Source organism: Streptomyces sp. NPDC057565 (genome assembly GCF_042801455.1).
Classification (GTDB): Bacteria; Actinomycetota; Actinomycetes; order Streptomycetales; family Streptomycetaceae; genus Streptomyces; species Streptomyces yanii.
On the sequence record NZ_JBHVFU010000053.1, the window covers coordinates 18,042 to 32,322 of the forward strand.

Consider the following 14,281-nt stretch of genomic DNA (forward strand, 5'->3'; position numbering starts at 1 on the left):
AAGCGCCGCCACGCCGTGGAATGCGGAATCACCGCGTCAAGCGGCACAGGGCCGGGGTGACCCGGTGCGACAGGCTCGCAGTCCGCTGCGAAGCCACCGTCCAGATCGCCGCCGTCAATGACTGGCTCTGAACCCGTGAGTCAAACGGCCCCTGGGCCGGGTCAGTATCCGATGGCCTCTCGGAGAAGCAGCACGGTGCCGCGCCCCGGGCGGGGTTCCGCGTTGAGGACGAGCAGCCGGTTGACGGCGCTGGGCATCCCGTACGCCGCCTGGGCGCGGGCGTTCTCCAGCGGGAGGGCGTGCTCCTCGACGCGGCGCAGCGCTGTGCTCAGGTCAGGCACCACCTTCTGCGCGCCGACGATCCAGACCGCGTGGGCGGCGCCGCCCGCGTTGGCAGGGAGTTGGCTGCCGCTGCCCGAGGCAAGAACGAGCGAGCCGGTCTCGGTGACCGCGGCGACGCTGTTGACGACGAATTCGGGGCCGGCGACCAGCCTTCGGATCTCGTCGGCGCCGGTGGCACGGTCGATGGCCAGGGCGCGCGGCCTGATGGCGTCGTACCGGCCACTGGCGTTGATGTCCTCGTCGATGCCGGACAGTCGGAGAGTCTCGCTGGCTCCGGTGAGCACGCCGGCGCCCTCGGGGACCAGGTCCTTGATGCGGGCGCGCGCGGCCGCGGCGTCGTCGAGGATCTCGGCGGCGAAGCCGTTGGCACGCAGCGCGGCGGCTACCCGCTCCAGTTGTTCGACCGATGCCGGGTCGGCGAAGGATGCGGCCGGAGCCGGGGTGGCCGTGGCGTCTGCCGGGTTGGTCCCGGAGCCCTGCGCCGAGTGGGGCGCCGTGCCCGCCAGCGGGGAGGTGTCGAGGTACCTGACCTCGTACACCCGCTCGGCGAACTTCCAGCCCTCCGCGGTGCGCTGGTAGCGGTCGTGGTAGACGGCGTAGTTCAGACCCTGGCGTCCGTCGAGGGTGCGCGCGAGTTCTTGGATGTAGGCGCGGCCGGTCGCGGTGTCGCCGTCGAGCAGGATCGTGCCGGGGTGTGTGGTCTGTACGAAGAAGTCCCACTGGCTCTGCAGCTGCTCGCCCCCGGCACGGATCTCCTCCTGGCCGACCTGCTCGGCGGGGATGTTGGGCATGCGCAGGGCACCGTTCGGTGTGAACAGCGACGCCAGGCGGGGTCGGTCGCGCATCATCGCCGCGTCGGTGAACTCGCCGCGCAATGCCTCGATCTCGACGCGGTCCGCGATGGCCTGGAAGTCGTTCATCGTCAGTCACCTCTCCGTCTTGTTGTCGTCCTCACCGGTACGACAACGCAGCCCTTCGGAATGTGAGGCGGCGCCTCGGCCTCACATTCCGGTGTGCTGTCCTGTCGTAACGGATAGAGGCACAGAGGCGACCGGGGGAGACGGCCAGACCATGACCACCAGAGCCGAGCCCGGCGACGATCAGAGCGATCCGGGCCTCAGCGCGATCATGAGCGAGCGGCGCCGGCTGATCAACCTCGGCTATCGACTCCTCGGGTCCCTTGCCGACGCCGAGGACGTCGTGCAGGAGACCTACGCCCGCTGGTACGTCATGTCCGCGCGGGAGCAGCAGGCCATCGAGTCGCCCGGCGCCTGGCTGGTGACGGTCGCCAGCCGCATCTGCCTGAACCTGCTCGGCTCGGCGCGGGCCAGGCGGGAGACGTACGTGGGTGACTGGATCCCGGAACCGCTGCCCGAGCCCACGGAGTGGATCACCGGCCCCTCCGGCGTCGACGGGAGCGACCCGGCCGATCGGGTCACCCTCGACGAGTCGGTGACGATGGCCTTCCTGGTCGTCCTCGATTCGATGACCCCGGCCGAGCGCGTCGCGTTCGTCCTGCACGACGTCTTCCGCTACCCCTTCGGCGAGGTCGCCGAGATCGTCGGCCGCACTCCGGCGGCGTGCCGCCAACTGGCCTCGTCCGCCCGCCGTCGCATCCGCACCGCGCAGACCCCGGCGGGCCCGAGTGCCGGGCAGGCCGGCATCGTCAGGCAGTTCAAAACGGCGTGGGAGGCCAAGGACATCGACGCCCTGATCACCCTGCTCGACCCCGACGCCACCGCGACCGCCGACGGCGGAGGGCTGGCCCTCACCCACCTGCACCCGATCGTGGGCGGTGAGCAGATCGCACGTGCCTACGCCGAGATCGCCCGTGTGTCGGGCCACCGCACGACGTTCCTGGAGTGCACGGTCAACGGCCTGCCCGGCTTGGTGGCGCAGCAGGACGGCAACATCGCGACCGTGTTCGCGTTCGAGATCGTGGGCGACCGGGTCAGGCATATCTGGGCGGTGCGAAACCCCGAGAAGCTCCGTCCCTGGCGGAGCAGCTGAGGCACGGTCCGACACACGGCAGCGCTCGGATCGTGACCCGCACCGACCCGCACCGAGCCCGCATCTCGAACACGTCCTGGTGCCGGGCCCCCGGATCGGGACCGTACCGTCGAGAACCGTCGTACGACGCGGTCAGCGGGCGAGCCGACCGAGCAGCGAACCGGCGGCGACGATGCCGACGAACGCGGCGAGGACGAGTACCGCGAAGTCGAGGCCGAGGTGGGCCGGCGTACCGATGAGCAGTCCGCGCAGGGCGTCGACCTGGTAACTCAGCGGGTTCGCCCTGCTGATCGCCTGGAGCCAGCCGGGCATCAGCGCGACCGGGTAGAGCGCGTTGGAGGCGAAGAACAGCGGCATGGTGATGGCCTGGCCGATGCCCATCAGCCGGTCGCGGGTGAGGACGATCCCGGCGATCGACATCGACAGGCAGGAGAAGAACGCGGAGGCGAGGACGACCACGACGACCACGCCCAGCAGTCGCAGCGGGTTCCAGGTCATGCCGACGCCGAGCGCCACGGCGATCACGATGACGACCGCCGCCTGGATCACGGCTTTCACCCCGGCGGCGAAGGCCTTGCCTGCCACCAGGGCGGTCCTGGGCGTCGGCGTGACCATGAGTTTGGTGAGGACGCCGGAGTCCCGCTCCCAGATGATCATGATGCCGTAGAAGATCGCGATGAACATGGCTGACTGGGCGATGATCCCGGGCGCCAGGAAGTCGAGATACGGAACGCCACCGGTGGGGATGGCGTGGATACGGGAGAACGTCTGGCCGAAGATCAGCAGCCAGAGCGCGGGCTGGACGGCGCGGGTGTAGATCTCGGCACGGTCGTGGCGCAGCTTCTGCAGTTCGACGGCGCACATCGCCGCGACCCGCGCGGGGACGACGCGCCAGCCCGTGCGGGCGGGCGGCGGTTCCAGGAGGAGGGCGAAGCGGCTGTCGGGCGAGCCGGGTTCAGCCGCGGCGGGACGCGGTGCGACGGGTACGGAGGACATCGTTGAAGGCTCCCTTCTCTCCGGGAGAACCGGGGTCGTCCAGGCCGCTTCCGGAGTGGTACCGGAAGACGTCCTCCAGGGTCGGTGGCGGCAGAGCCGCATCGCCGGACTCCTCGCGGTGCGCGACCAGTTCGTTCTTGAGCTCGGCGGGCGTGCCGAGCGCGCGCAGTCTGCCCAGATGCATCAGGGCGAGCCGGTCGCAGCGCTGGTCGGCCTCTTCCATGGAGTGGGTGGTGACCAGCACGGTCATCCCGGTGCCGACACGGATCTCGGTGATGCGGTCCCAGACGCTGTCGCGCGCGATCGGGTCCAGGCCGATGGTCGGCTCGTCCAGGATCATCAGGCGGGGTGCGCTGACCAGCGCCTGCGCGAGTTCGAGGCGGCGCACCATGCCACCGGAGTACGTGGCGGCGAGCCGGTGCGCCTCGGGCCCGAGCCCGACCGCGTCCAGCGCCTGCCCGACGCGGGCGGCACGGTGGCGGCGGGGGACGTCGAAGACACGGGCGAAAAGGGCGACGTTCTCCCGGCCGGTGAGGGCGGCGTCGGCCGACAGTTGCTGCGGTACGTAACCGAGCAGGCGCCGTACGGCCATCTTCTGCCGGGCCGCGTCGTGGCCGAACACATGGATGACGCCGGGAGGTACGGGCAGCAGTGTGGCGATCGCACGCAGGGTGGTGGTCTTGCCCGCGCCGTTGGGCCCGAGGAGTCCGAAGACCTCACCGGGGCGGACGAGCAGGTCCAGGCCGTCTACGGCTTTCGATGTGCCGAAGGAGTAGGTCAGACCGGTGCAGCTGAGAGCGGGAGTCATGGGGTCTCCTCTCCTTCGCGCAGTGACTCGGCGAGTCTGCGCAGTGACGGGAGCGCGGCGGTCAGCGCGGCCCGGTCGGCGGCGTCGAGTCTCGCCACGTGTTCACGGAAGAGCGCGTCGCGCCGGGCCCGCCAGTCGCGCAGCCGGTCGACTCCCGCCGCGGTCGGGTGGAGGAGCGCGGCACGCCCGTCGCCCGGGTCCGGCTCCCGACGCAACAGGCCTTCCCCGACAAGGTGGTTGACCAGGGTGGAGACGGAGTTGGGCGCGAGGCAGAGTTCTCGCGCGGCCGCCGAGACCCGGATTCCGGGCCGGGCGGCAACCAGCCGCAGCAGTTCCGCGTGCGCTCCGCGCAGCCGGGGCGTGGGCAGACCGCTCCACAGTCTCCGCCGGGCGAGCCGCTGGATGCGGGGCAGAAGTCCGGCGAGTTCATCGGGGAGATCACTCGCCACCACGTGCCCATTTTACCTCTGTTTGCGAGGTATTACGTGGCAGGAATTCCGCGAAGGGAGCCACCCGGAGCGGTGCGTCGACGAGCCGGGGCGCGGCCGCGCCACCCGCTACGGAAGGACCGCGAAGTCCACTTCGGACGCGGGCAGCACGCGGATGCTCCGCCCGGGGAAGTCGATGTGCCGGTAGATCTCGTTGTGGTGCGCGATCGACCGGTCCGGCGCGGCGTACTCGCCGGCGTCGGGCCGGACGGACGTGGTGTGCCCGTCGGCCACCAGCACCAGGTCGTACCGGTGGCTCAGCGCCTGCCGCGCCGTGGTGTCCACGCAGATCTCGGTCGCGAACCCGGTGACGACCACCTCGGTGACTCCCAGCGCCGTGAGGGTCTCGTCGAGACCGGTGTCCAGGAAACTGTCCGCGCTGGTCTTGTGGACGACCTCCTCGTCGGCGGCGGGCACGAGTTCGGGCACGATCCGCCAGCCTTCGGTGCCGGCCTCCAGCCCTTCGCCCCGGTGCTGAATCGTCACGATCGGCACGCCCGCGGCCCTGGCACGTTCGCGGAGCCCGGCGATCGTGGCGACGGTCTCGAAGGCCCGGTGCGCGATGGCCACCAGGGTGTTCTGCATGTCGATGACGAGGAGCGCGGGGGCGTGTGGCATGGGTCCACGCTAGTGCCCCTGATGGGCTCAGCGCTCCGGGAACCGCTCCCCGCACCGGCTGCAGAACACCGGTGCCGGGTCCGGTGAGAGCCGGCCGCACTCGGGGCAGACCAGGTCCAGCATGCAGGGCGCCTCGCCGCCTTCGTACGCCGTCGAGGGCGCGACCGAGGGCTTGATGGTCAGGCCGGGGCGGCGGCGGTGGACGGTCAGATAGGCCAGACCGTCCGGTCCCGCGGCGAGGGCGCGTCGGGAGGTGCGGGGCAGCCAGACGACAGTGCTCGGCGCCAGGTTCAGCACGTCGCCCCCGGCGGCGACCCGGCCGCTGCCCGCGATGGCGACGAGAAGGACGTCCAGGACGTCCTCCTGATGCTCGCCGACCTCGGCGCCCGGCGGCAGACGCACCAGATTGGCGTCCAACTCACGATCATTTTCGGCCAGTTGCCAGAGGGCGCCACGCTCCTCCGGGCCCGCTTCGGTGAGTAGTTCGTCGAGTACGGCCAGGATCCGGGCGGTGGAATTCACGGCAGCCAGGCTACGCCCCGCCCTAGTGTGAACCCTTCCGCCCGGACCCAGGAGGATGCCGTCATGGACCATGAGCCCGGCGAGAAGTACCCGCCGATCGAGCCGTATGACCACGGGATGCTCGACGTCGGCGAAGGCAACCTCGTGTACTGGGAGGTCTGCGGCAATCCGGACGGCAAGCCCGCGCTCGTCGTCCACGGAGGTCCCGGTTCGGGGTGCGGGGCGTGGGCGCGGCAGTATTTCGACCCGGACCGGTACCGGGTCGTCCTCTTCGACCAGCGGGGCTGCGGCCGGTCGACCCCGCACGCGAGCGACCCCGCCGCCGACATGCGGTACAACACGACCGACCGTCTGATCGCCGACATGGAGCGCCTGCGCGTGCGCCTCGGGATCGACACATGGCTGCTGTACGGCGGGTCCTGGGGTTCGACGCTGATCCTGGCGTACGCCGAGGAACATCCGGACCGGGTCTCGGAGATCGTGATCCCGGCCGTCACCACGACCCGGCGCAGCGAGATCGACTGGCTGTACCGGGGCGCCGGGCAGATCTTCCCGGAGGCGTGGGACCTGTTCCGGGCCGGGGTGCCGGAGGCCGAGGACAGGCCGACCCCGGACGTCCTCGCCGCCTACGCCCGACGGATGGAGAGCCCGGACCCGGAGGTACGGGCGAGGGCGACGGCGGACTGGTGTGCGTGGGAGGACGCGGTGCTCTCCCACGAGACGTACACGGGACCGCCCCCGTACAGCGGCAGGCCGGGCAGGGCACAGCAGGCCCTGGTGCGGATCTGCTCGCACTACTTCTCCAACGGAGCCTGGCTGGAGGAGGGGCAGCTGATCCGGAACGCCGGGCGGCTGGCCGGGATCCCGGGGGTACTGGTGCACGGCCGGTTCGACCTGGGCGGGCCCCTCATCACCGCCTGGGAGCTGGCCAAGGCATGGCCGGACGCGGAGTTGACCGTGATCGACGGGGCGGGGCATCTGGGCGGTGCGGCGACCAGCCGGGCTGTGCTGGAGGCGTTGGACCGGTTCGCGTCGCGCTGAATCCTCTCCGACGGATCGTCGCCGGGGACCGCGCCCGACCCGCCGAAAAGGGTAAAGACCAAGCCAGGTGCCGGGGGTGGCTGGACGGGTCGGCGGACGGTCATGGAAAGCTGTGCGAACGCCGTGATGCCACGGCTCCTTGCCACCCCCCGTGACACCCCGAGGGATACGACGTGAGATCGCACCGAAGAATATGGACCACGGCTGCCGTGACAACGGCAGCCGTGGCAGGTTTCGTGGTGTTTCAGAACGTGACCGACGACTCGGCGAATGACAGTGACAGCAAGGCCGGTCCGGTCAGGACCGATGTACGGAAGACGGAACTGAAGGTTGCCGCGGACGGCAGTTCCGCGTCGCTCGGCCGGCGGGACACCGCACCGTTCAGCATGCTGGGGGTCACCTGGACCGACCCGGCGGCGAAGGTGACGGGAGCGGTCGAGGTACGGACCAGGTCGGCCTCGAACGGCACCTGGTCGTCCTGGCTGCCGCTGGAGACCGACAACGACGGCCGCACGGAGGCGGGCCGCTCCGGCGTCCGCGGGGCCACCGAACCGCGGTGGGTCGGCCCGTCCAACGGCGTCGAGGTACGCGTCACCGCGGGCGCCAAGGTCTCCTCGAAGCTGCCCGCCGGGCTGCGGCTGGACACCATCGACCCCGGCAAGGGCTCGTCGCTGCACGCCGACCCGGCCGCCTTCGTCGCCGAGACCGACGCCCCGGCCGAGCCGTCGCCGTCCGACTCCCCCTCGGCCGATCCGACGGTCACCGAGGAACCGACCCCCTCGGCCACGGAGTCCGACACCGCCCCGGCATCCGAGCCGCCGTCCGTGACACCTTCCGAGACGGCCACGGACAGCCCCTCGCCCACGGCGAGCGACAGCTCCTCGCCGTCCGCGAGCACCTCGCCGTCCGCGTCGCTGCCGCCCGCGCCGCCGTCCACCGTGCCCAAGCCGCCCGTCACCTCGCGTGCGGGCTGGGGCGCCGACGAGTCGATCAGCCCGGAGGCGCCGGAGTACAACGAGACGGTCAAGGCCGTCTTTGTCCACCACACCGCAGGGACCAACGACTACTCCTGCGCCGACTCCGCCTCCATCGTCCGCGGCATCTACGCGTACCACGTGAAGAGCGAGGGCTGGAAGGACATCGGCTACAACTTCCTGGTCGACAAGTGCGGGACGATCTTCGAGGGCCGCAAGGGCGGCCTGGACCGGCCGGTCCTCGGCGCACACACCTACGGCTTCAACCGTGAGTCGACCGGTATCTCCGTGCTCGGCACCTACACGGACACGGCCGCCCCGAGTGCGGTGACCACCTCGGTGGCCCGGATCGCCGCGTGGAAGCTCGGTCAGTACAAGGGCGACCCGGCGGGCAGCACCATGCTCACCGCGGGCGCCACCGGGTCCAACGGCTTCGGGAAGGCCTTCACCGCCGGTACGCAGTACTCGTTCAAGCAGATCTCCGGCCACCGCGACGGCTTCAACACCGAGTGCCCCGGAACCAAGCTGTACGGGCAGCTGCCCACGATCCGCAGCCTCGCCGCGGGCCCCGTCACCGGACTGGCCATCAAGTCGGTGACCGGCGCCACCCTGTCCGGGACGTCGTACTACACCAAGTCCGCGATCACGGTCGGCTGGTCGGCGAGCACGCCGAACGCCTTCATCTCCAAGTACGAGCTGCTGGTCGACGGCAAGAGCGTCGCCACCGCCGCGGGCACCGCCACTTCGGCGAAGGCCACCCTCGGCGTCGGCACGCACTCGGTGCAGGTCCGCGCCACCCACCAGTCCGGGAAGACGACCCTGTCCGCTGCGGCGACCGTGGTCGCCGACCAGACGGCGCCGAGCTTCACCACCAAGCCGAACCTCGCGCTGCGCACCGGCACGGTGAACACCACCGCCGTCCCGCTCACCCTGAAGTGGAAGGCGACCGACGCCGCGTCGCTCAAGGAGGTCCGGCTGACCGCTCCGGTCGCCAAGACCTACGGTCCGACCACCACGAGCGCCTCGCACACCGTGAAGTCCGGCGTGGCGACCACCTGGTCCATGAAGGCGTACGACCTCGCGGGCAACACCGCGGCGGCCTCCGTCTCCGGCACCCCGGTCATCCTCCAGGAGACCTCGGCCACGAAGACCGGCACCTGGACGACCAAGTCCTCGTCCTCGTACCTGGGCGGCAAGTCGTACTCCAGCTCCTCCAAGGGTGCGAGCCTGAGCTGGACGTTCACCGGCCGTTCGGCCGCCTGGGTGGTCTCGCGCGCCGCCACGTCCGGCCAGGCGTACGTGTACGTCGACGGTACGAAGGTGGCCACGGTCGACCTGAAGTCGTCCACCACCAAGTACCGCGACGCCCTGTGGACGAAGAGCTGGTCCACCAGTGCCAAGCACACCGTCAAGATCGTCGTCGTCGCCACCTCGGGTCGTCCGGCGATCACGACGGACGGCCTCGTCTACCTCAAGTAGCCGCCGCGGTCCGCTGACTGACGTACCCGCATGACCTGAGCCCGGCTCCGCGCACCTGTGTCGCAGAGCCGGGCTCAGGCGTTCGGTCGGCCCCGTCGCCTACCAGGCGAAGGCCTCCGGCGACGGACCCGGGCCCGGGAAGATCTCGTCCAGGGACGCGAGGACCTCGTCCGACAGCTCGAGGTCCACCGCGCGCACCGCCGAGTCCAACTGTTCCCGCGTGCGCGGGCCGGAGATCGGTCCCGTCACGCCCGGGCGGGTCAGCAGCCAGGCCAGCCCCACCTCGCCGGGCTCCAGACCGTGCTTGTCGAGCAGGTCCTCGTACGCCTGGATCTGCGCCCGCACCGTCGTGTTGGCGAGCGCGTCCGCGGACCGGCCGGACGCCGAACGGGCCGCGCCGCCCTCGCGCTCCTTGCGGATCACACCGCCGAGCAGTCCGCCGTGCAGCGGGGACCACGGGATGACACCCAGTCCGTACTCCTGCGCGGCCGGGATGACCTCCATCTCGGCGCGGCGCTCGGCGAGGTTGTAGAGGCACTGCTCGCTGACCAGCCCGTACGAACCGAGGCGCCTGGCGGTCTCGTTGGTCTGGGCGATCTTCCAGCCGGCGAAGTTGGACGAACCGGCGTAGAGGATCTTGCCCTGCTGGATCAGTACGTCGATGGCCTGCCAGATCTCCTCGACCGGGGTGGAGCGGTCGATGTGGTGGAACTGGTACAGGTCGATGTGGTCGGTCTGCAGCCGCTTGAGGCTGGCGTCGACGGCCCGCCGGATGTTGAGGGCGGAGAGCTTGTGGTGGTTGGGCCAGGCGTCGCCTTCCGCGGCCATGTTCCCGTACACCTTGGTGGCGAGAACGACCTTGTCGCGGCGTTCGCCGCCCTGGGCGAACCAGGTGCCGAGGATCTCCTCGGTACGGCCCTTGTTCTCACCCCAGCCGTAGACATTGGCGGTGTCGAAGAAGTTGACGCCCGCGTCCAGAGCGGCGTCCATGATCGCGTGACTGTCGGCCTCATTGGTCTGCGGACCGAAGTTCATCGTGCCGAGGACAAGTCGGCTGACTTCGAGTCCGGTGCGTCCGAGCTGCGTGTACTTCATGGGCACCAAGCCAACGCCTTCGAGTCCGCTCGAGGCAAGTGGCCGGCGGGCGGTCTCAGCGGGTTTCGAGGTCCTCCAGCGTCGTTGCCGGCCAGCTCAGTTCCGCCTCACTCGTCGCGCGCGCGATCGTGAGAACACCTCGGCGGAGCAGGTCGTCGAACGCCTCCGCTCCGAGCGGGCGCTCGCCCTCGGAGTCGTAGTCGTGGAAGAAACTGCTCGGCTCCTGCAGGAACGCCGGCCTGCGCCGCAGCACGTCCGCCTGCTCGGCGGGCGCCGGGAGATGGCGGAGGAAGGCGAGCACGGTGAACCAGCGGTTCTCGTCGCTGATGTCCACCGCGTCGGCCTCGCTCAGCCGGCGGCGCAGCTCCTCGCGCCCCTCTTCCGTCAGGGTCAGCGCGTGGCGGGGGGCGGCCCTGCTGCCGGGCTCGGTCCGGCGACCGAGCCATCCGTCGCGCTCCAGGGGTGCGGGTCGTGCCGGTCCCGGAGTGCGGACACAACATCATGCTGGACAACCCCGAGGCGTTCGCGAGGGAGACCGCCCGGGGGCTCGCCTGAGGGGAGCCGGTGTCGGCCGCTCAGCCGCCGAGCGCGGCTGCCACGGCGACGACGGCGAACATCAGCACGAGCACGGCCGCCATGATGCGGTTTCTGGTCTTCGGGTCCACCCGTCGAGCGTAACCGCACCGCTCAGTGTCCCAGCGACCAGGATGCGACCACCTCGTACCGCGGCTGCTCCCCCGGCACCCCGGAAACCGGCAGATTGCTGCGTACGAGAGCCATCTCGCCGACCTCCCACGGTGTGCCCTCGAAGGTGTCCAGGGCCTCCACATAGGGGTGCAGGTCCGCCTCGGCACGACTGCGGGCGAGGGTGAGGTGCGGGGTGTAACGGCGGTGCTCGTCCATCGGCACGCCGGCGCGGCGGGCGGCGGCGTCGGCACGCTCGGCGAGGAGCCTCAGAGTGTCGAGGCCGCCCGCGGCCCCGGCCCACAGCACATGACCGTCGAACCGGCCGCCGCGGTGGATGCGCAGCGGGAACCGCTCGGTGCGACCGGCGGCGCGCCCCAGCCGCTCGTGCAGATCGGGCAGCAGCGCGTCGTCGACCACACCGAGGAACGCGAGCGTGAAGTGCCATGCGTCGGTTCCGGTCCAGCGCAGACCACCGGCGCCCGGAAGGGTGTGCAGCGGGGCGACGGCACGGCGGAGCTCCGCGATGGCGGAGTCGGGCGGCAGAACGGCGACGAAGAGTCTCATGCGGCTCATGAACCGAGTGTCGCACCGTAACGGCGTGTCCCGGTCACCGTGCGTATCGTTGTACTACGCGGCTGCCCGCGCCCGTGCGGCAGCGGGGAGGAGCGGCACGATGACCGTCGTAGACACCGACAGGATCGAGATGGCCGAAGAGCGCGACGAGCGGACTCTGGACTCCATGTTCGAGTGGCTCGAGAAGATGCCCGTCCCCGAGGGAATCAAGACCGAGATCGTCGGGGGAAACATCTTCATGTCGCCTCAGCGGAACACCCGCTGGGACATCATTGCCGACATTTTCGAGCAGCTTCGGGCCACATACCCGCGCAGGCGACTGAAGTCCGATGTGCGGGTCGACTTTCCAGGGCATCTGAACGGGTTCGCGGCAGATGTGCTGGCGCTGACGGAGGACGCCGCGAAGGACGGCAAGGGAAACTGGCTGTTTTCGGGTGTGGAGTTCGTGGCCGAGGTGATCTCGAAGGGCACCGCGATGAACGACTACGGACCGAAGAAGGACGCTTATGCGGCGGCAGGCGTTCCGGTGTACTTGATCGCCGACCCGTACAGCGGCGAGTGCCACGTTTTCCGGAATCCCACGAACGGCGTATACGGATCAAAGCTGACCGTGCTTTTCGGCACGGACATCGACCTCACCGACACCCCTGTCGGCCTCACCCTCCGAACCGACGAGTTCCCACGCGACTGATGTACTCCGCACATGCAGCGGCCCCGACCGGCAGGTTCACCGGTCGGGGCCGTATCACGTCCGCGACGGACCGGCCTCAGGCCGCCGTCGCCAGCTGTTCGCGCGGGACGAACCGCACATGCGGGTGGCCCGGTCGCAGGTCGACCTTGAGGCGCAGGCCGCCGACGCGGGCCAGCATGAAGCCGACGCCGAGCGCGGCCAGCAGCGAGAACGCACCGCCGACCGCCATGGCGGTCCGGACGCCGTACGCGTCGCTGATCCAGCCCACGATCGGGGCGCCCACCGGGGTGCCCCCGGCGAAGACCATCATGTACAGGCTCATCACCCGGCCGCGCATGGCCGGGTCGGCCGCCATCTGGACGCTCGTGTTCGCGCTGATGTTGGTCGTCAGGCCGATCATGCCGATCGGGACCAGCAGGATCGCGAAGAGCCAGACGGACGGGGACAGGGACGCGATGATCTCCAGGAGACCGAATGCGGTGCCCGCCGCCACCAGCATCCGCAGCCGCGAGGAGCGACGGCGGGCGGCGAGCAGGGCGCCTGCCAGGGAGCCGGCCGCCATGAGGATGTTGAAGAACGAGTACATCCCGGCGCCGCCGTGGAAGATCTCGTCCGCGAAGGCGGTGAGCCAGATCGGGAAGTTGAAGCCGAACGTGCCGACGAAGCCGACGAGGACGATCGGCCAGATCAGCTCGGGGCGGCCGGAGACATAGCGCAGCCCCTCGCGCAGCTGCCCCTTGGCGCGCGGCACGACGACCGCCTTGTGCAGTTCGCCCGTACGCATCATCAGCAGACCGACGAGCGGGGCGAGGAACGACAGACCGTTGAACATGAATGCCCAGCCGCTGCCGACCGTGGTGATCAGGACACCCGCGACGGCGGGGCCGATGAGCCGGGCGGACTGGAAATTGGCCGAGTTCAGGCTGACCGCGTTCCGCAGCTGGGCCGGGCCGACCATCTCGGAGACGAACGACTGGCGGGCCGGGTTGTCGACGACCGTGACCATACCGAGGAGGAAGGCGATCAGGTAGACGTGCCAGACCTGGACGACTCCGGAGAGCGTGAGGACGGCGAGGGCGATGCCGCAGAGGCCGAGCGCGGCCTGGCTGACGAGGAGGAGCTTGCGCTTCGGGAGCCGGTCGGCGATGACGCCGCCGTACAGGCCGAAGAGCAGCATGGGAAGAAACTGGAGGGCCGTGGTGATGCCGACGGCGGCGGCGGACCCGGTGAGGCTCAGGACGAGCCAGTCCTGCGTGATGCGGGACATCCAGGTACCGGTGTTGGAGATCACGGCGCCCGTGGCGAACAGGCGGTAGTTGCGGATCTTCAGCGACGAGAAGGTCCCGCCGGGCTTGCTCTCGTGGGTGGACGTCGGTGCGGGGGCGGAGTCTGCTCCGGATCCCGTACTCAAAGGGGTTCGCCTCCTCGGCGTGGACATTTCGCTGACTGACGAGGCAGTGAAAGCGGCACCGGACCGTGGTCCGGAACCGCCGCTACAGGTGGGCGAGCTTTTCCAGTACGGGCGCGGCCTTGCGCAGCGTCTCCCACTCCTCCTCGTCCAGGCCCTCGGCAAGGTTGGCCAGCCAGGCGTTCCGCTTCGAGCGGCTCTCCTCGAGCATGGCTTCGGCCTGCTCGGTCTGGCTGACCATCTTCTGGCGACGGTCATCGGGGTGCGGTTCCAGTCTGACCAGCCCCTTGGCTTCCAGCAGCGCGACGATGCGGGTCATCGACGGAGGCTGCACATGCTCCTTGCGGGCCAGCTCACCGGGGGTGGCGGAACCGCAGCGGGCGAGCGTGCCGAGCACCGACATCTCGGTGGGGCTCAGCGACTCGTCGACGCGCTGGTGCTTGAGGCGTCGGCCCAGCAGCATCACAGCGGAACGAAGGGAGCTCACGGCGGCCGCACTGTCGCCGTCGTGGATCAGGTCAGGCATGTTCCTTAGAATAACTCATTACC

The 14,281-nt window shown here is 70.1% G+C and carries 14 protein-coding genes and 2 pseudogenes; 5 read left to right on the top strand and 11 right to left on the bottom strand.

Annotated features, from left to right (window positions below; translation table 11 throughout):
• Positions 1 to 161 precede the first annotated feature (161 nt).
• Positions 162 to 1,262, bottom strand: coding sequence for an LUD domain-containing protein (locus ACFU8W_RS41850; protein WP_384049481.1), 1,101 nt, complete (start codon positions 1,260 to 1,262; stop codon positions 162 to 164).
• Positions 1,263 to 1,413: 151 nt separating this feature from the next.
• Here ACFU8W_RS41850 and sigJ point away from each other — a divergent pair, with 151 nt between their 5' ends.
• Complete coding sequence (gene sigJ, locus ACFU8W_RS41855) at positions 1,414 to 2,352, top strand: RNA polymerase sigma factor SigJ (protein ID WP_384049484.1); 939 nt, start codon at positions 1,414 to 1,416, stop codon at positions 2,350 to 2,352.
• 132 nt (positions 2,353 to 2,484) lie between these two features.
• On the opposite strand, the gene ACFU8W_RS41860 is transcribed toward sigJ, so the two are convergent.
• From ACFU8W_RS41860 to ACFU8W_RS41880, 5 genes are all read right to left on the bottom strand, one after another.
• Positions 2,485 to 3,348, bottom strand: coding sequence for an ABC transporter permease (locus ACFU8W_RS41860; RefSeq protein WP_384049487.1), 864 nt, complete (start codon positions 3,346 to 3,348; stop codon positions 2,485 to 2,487).
• Positions 3,308 to 4,156 carry an ATP-binding cassette domain-containing protein gene (locus ACFU8W_RS41865; protein ID WP_345512214.1) on the bottom strand — a complete coding sequence of 283 codons (849 nt, stop codon included), beginning with the start codon at positions 4,154 to 4,156 and terminating at the stop codon, positions 3,308 to 3,310. The genes ACFU8W_RS41860 and ACFU8W_RS41865 overlap by 41 nt, the downstream gene beginning before the upstream one ends.
• Positions 4,153 to 4,608 (bottom strand): MarR family transcriptional regulator, encoded by a 456-nt coding sequence (locus ACFU8W_RS41870; protein WP_345512215.1) that lies wholly within the window; start codon positions 4,606 to 4,608, stop codon positions 4,153 to 4,155. Before ACFU8W_RS41870 ends, ACFU8W_RS41865 begins: the two co-directional genes overlap by 4 nt.
• Positions 4,609 to 4,713: 105 nt before the next feature.
• Positions 4,714 to 5,262, bottom strand: a complete 549-nt coding sequence (locus ACFU8W_RS41875; RefSeq protein WP_384049491.1) for an isochorismatase family protein — start codon at positions 5,260 to 5,262, stop codon at positions 4,714 to 4,716.
• 27 nt (positions 5,263 to 5,289) lie between these two features.
• Entirely contained in the window at positions 5,290 to 5,784 is a 495-nt protein-coding gene (locus tag ACFU8W_RS41880; RefSeq protein WP_384049494.1) for a cupin domain-containing protein, read from the bottom strand.
• Between the two features lie 63 nt (positions 5,785 to 5,847).
• Between ACFU8W_RS41880 and pip the strand changes: the two genes are divergently transcribed.
• Both pip and ACFU8W_RS41890 read left to right on the top strand, forming a co-directional pair.
• The gene (gene pip / locus ACFU8W_RS41885; protein WP_345512219.1) at positions 5,848 to 6,825 is read left to right on the top strand and encodes a prolyl aminopeptidase; all 978 of its coding nucleotides are present in this window, start codon (positions 5,848 to 5,850) and stop codon (positions 6,823 to 6,825) included.
• A 173-nt stretch (positions 6,826 to 6,998) separates the two neighbouring features.
• On the top strand, positions 6,999 to 9,278 hold the full coding sequence (locus tag ACFU8W_RS41890; RefSeq protein ID WP_384049498.1) for an N-acetylmuramoyl-L-alanine amidase: 2,280 nt from the start codon (positions 6,999 to 7,001) through the stop codon (positions 9,276 to 9,278).
• A gap of 99 nt (positions 9,279 to 9,377) precedes the next feature.
• Here the strand turns inward: ACFU8W_RS41890 and ACFU8W_RS41895 are convergent, their stop codons facing one another.
• Both ACFU8W_RS41895 and ACFU8W_RS41900 read right to left on the bottom strand, forming a co-directional pair.
• The gene (locus ACFU8W_RS41895; RefSeq protein ID WP_384049501.1) at positions 9,378 to 10,373 is read right to left on the bottom strand and encodes an aldo/keto reductase; all 996 of its coding nucleotides are present in this window, start codon (positions 10,371 to 10,373) and stop codon (positions 9,378 to 9,380) included.
• A gap of 55 nt (positions 10,374 to 10,428) precedes the next feature.
• Positions 10,429 to 10,833: pseudogene (locus ACFU8W_RS41900) on the bottom strand (PadR family transcriptional regulator); the annotation flags it as partial.
• Between ACFU8W_RS41900 and ACFU8W_RS41905 the strand changes: the two are divergent.
• Positions 10,833 to 10,928, top strand: a pseudogene (locus tag ACFU8W_RS41905) (alpha/beta hydrolase); the annotation flags it as partial. The pseudogenes ACFU8W_RS41900 and ACFU8W_RS41905 sit on opposite strands and share 1 nt — an antisense overlap.
• 132 nt (positions 10,929 to 11,060) lie before the next feature.
• On the opposite strand, the gene thpR reads toward ACFU8W_RS41905, so the two are convergent.
• Complete coding sequence (gene thpR, locus ACFU8W_RS41910) at positions 11,061 to 11,624, bottom strand: RNA 2',3'-cyclic phosphodiesterase (protein ID WP_384049550.1); 564 nt, start codon at positions 11,622 to 11,624, stop codon at positions 11,061 to 11,063.
• Positions 11,625 to 11,733: 109 nt separating this feature from the next.
• Here thpR and ACFU8W_RS41915 point away from each other — a divergent pair, with 109 nt between their 5' ends.
• Positions 11,734 to 12,324, top strand: coding sequence for a Uma2 family endonuclease (locus ACFU8W_RS41915; protein ID WP_384049505.1), 591 nt, complete (start codon positions 11,734 to 11,736; stop codon positions 12,322 to 12,324).
• 76 nt (positions 12,325 to 12,400) lie between these two features.
• Here the strand turns inward: ACFU8W_RS41915 and ACFU8W_RS41920 are convergent, their stop codons facing one another.
• Complete coding sequence (locus ACFU8W_RS41920) at positions 12,401 to 13,735, bottom strand: MFS transporter (RefSeq protein ID WP_345512226.1); 1,335 nt, start codon at positions 13,733 to 13,735, stop codon at positions 12,401 to 12,403.
• Between the two features lie 82 nt (positions 13,736 to 13,817).
• A complete protein-coding gene (locus ACFU8W_RS41925; protein ID WP_345512227.1) occupies positions 13,818 to 14,258 on the bottom strand; it encodes a MarR family transcriptional regulator in 441 nt (146 codons plus the stop codon).
• Between the last annotated feature and the right edge of the window lie 23 nt (positions 14,259 to 14,281).

Bases quoted from the DNA above. Each gene is read 5' to 3' on its own strand.
- ACFU8W_RS41850 (WP_384049481.1), bottom strand. From the start codon at position 1,262: ATGAACGACTTCCAGGCCATCGCGGACCGCGTCGAGATCGAGGCATTG.
- sigJ (WP_384049484.1), top strand. From the start codon at position 1,414: ATGACCACCAGAGCCGAGCCCGGCGACGATCAGAGCGATCCGGGCCTC.
- ACFU8W_RS41860 (WP_384049487.1), bottom strand. From the start codon at position 3,348: ATGTCCTCCGTACCCGTCGCACCGCGTCCCGCCGCGGCTGAACCCGGC.
- ACFU8W_RS41865 (WP_345512214.1), bottom strand. From the start codon at position 4,156: ATGACTCCCGCTCTCAGCTGCACCGGTCTGACCTACTCCTTCGGCACA.
- ACFU8W_RS41875 (WP_384049491.1), bottom strand. From the start codon at position 5,262: ATGCCACACGCCCCCGCGCTCCTCGTCATCGACATGCAGAACACCCTG.
- pip (WP_345512219.1), top strand. From the start codon at position 5,848: ATGGACCATGAGCCCGGCGAGAAGTACCCGCCGATCGAGCCGTATGAC.
- ACFU8W_RS41895 (WP_384049501.1), bottom strand. From the start codon at position 10,373: ATGAAGTACACGCAGCTCGGACGCACCGGACTCGAAGTCAGCCGACTT.
- thpR (WP_384049550.1), bottom strand. From the start codon at position 11,624: ATGAGACTCTTCGTCGCCGTTCTGCCGCCCGACTCCGCCATCGCGGAG.
- ACFU8W_RS41915 (WP_384049505.1), top strand. From the start codon at position 11,734: ATGACCGTCGTAGACACCGACAGGATCGAGATGGCCGAAGAGCGCGAC.
- ACFU8W_RS41925 (WP_345512227.1), bottom strand. From the start codon at position 14,258: ATGCCTGACCTGATCCACGACGGCGACAGTGCGGCCGCCGTGAGCTCC.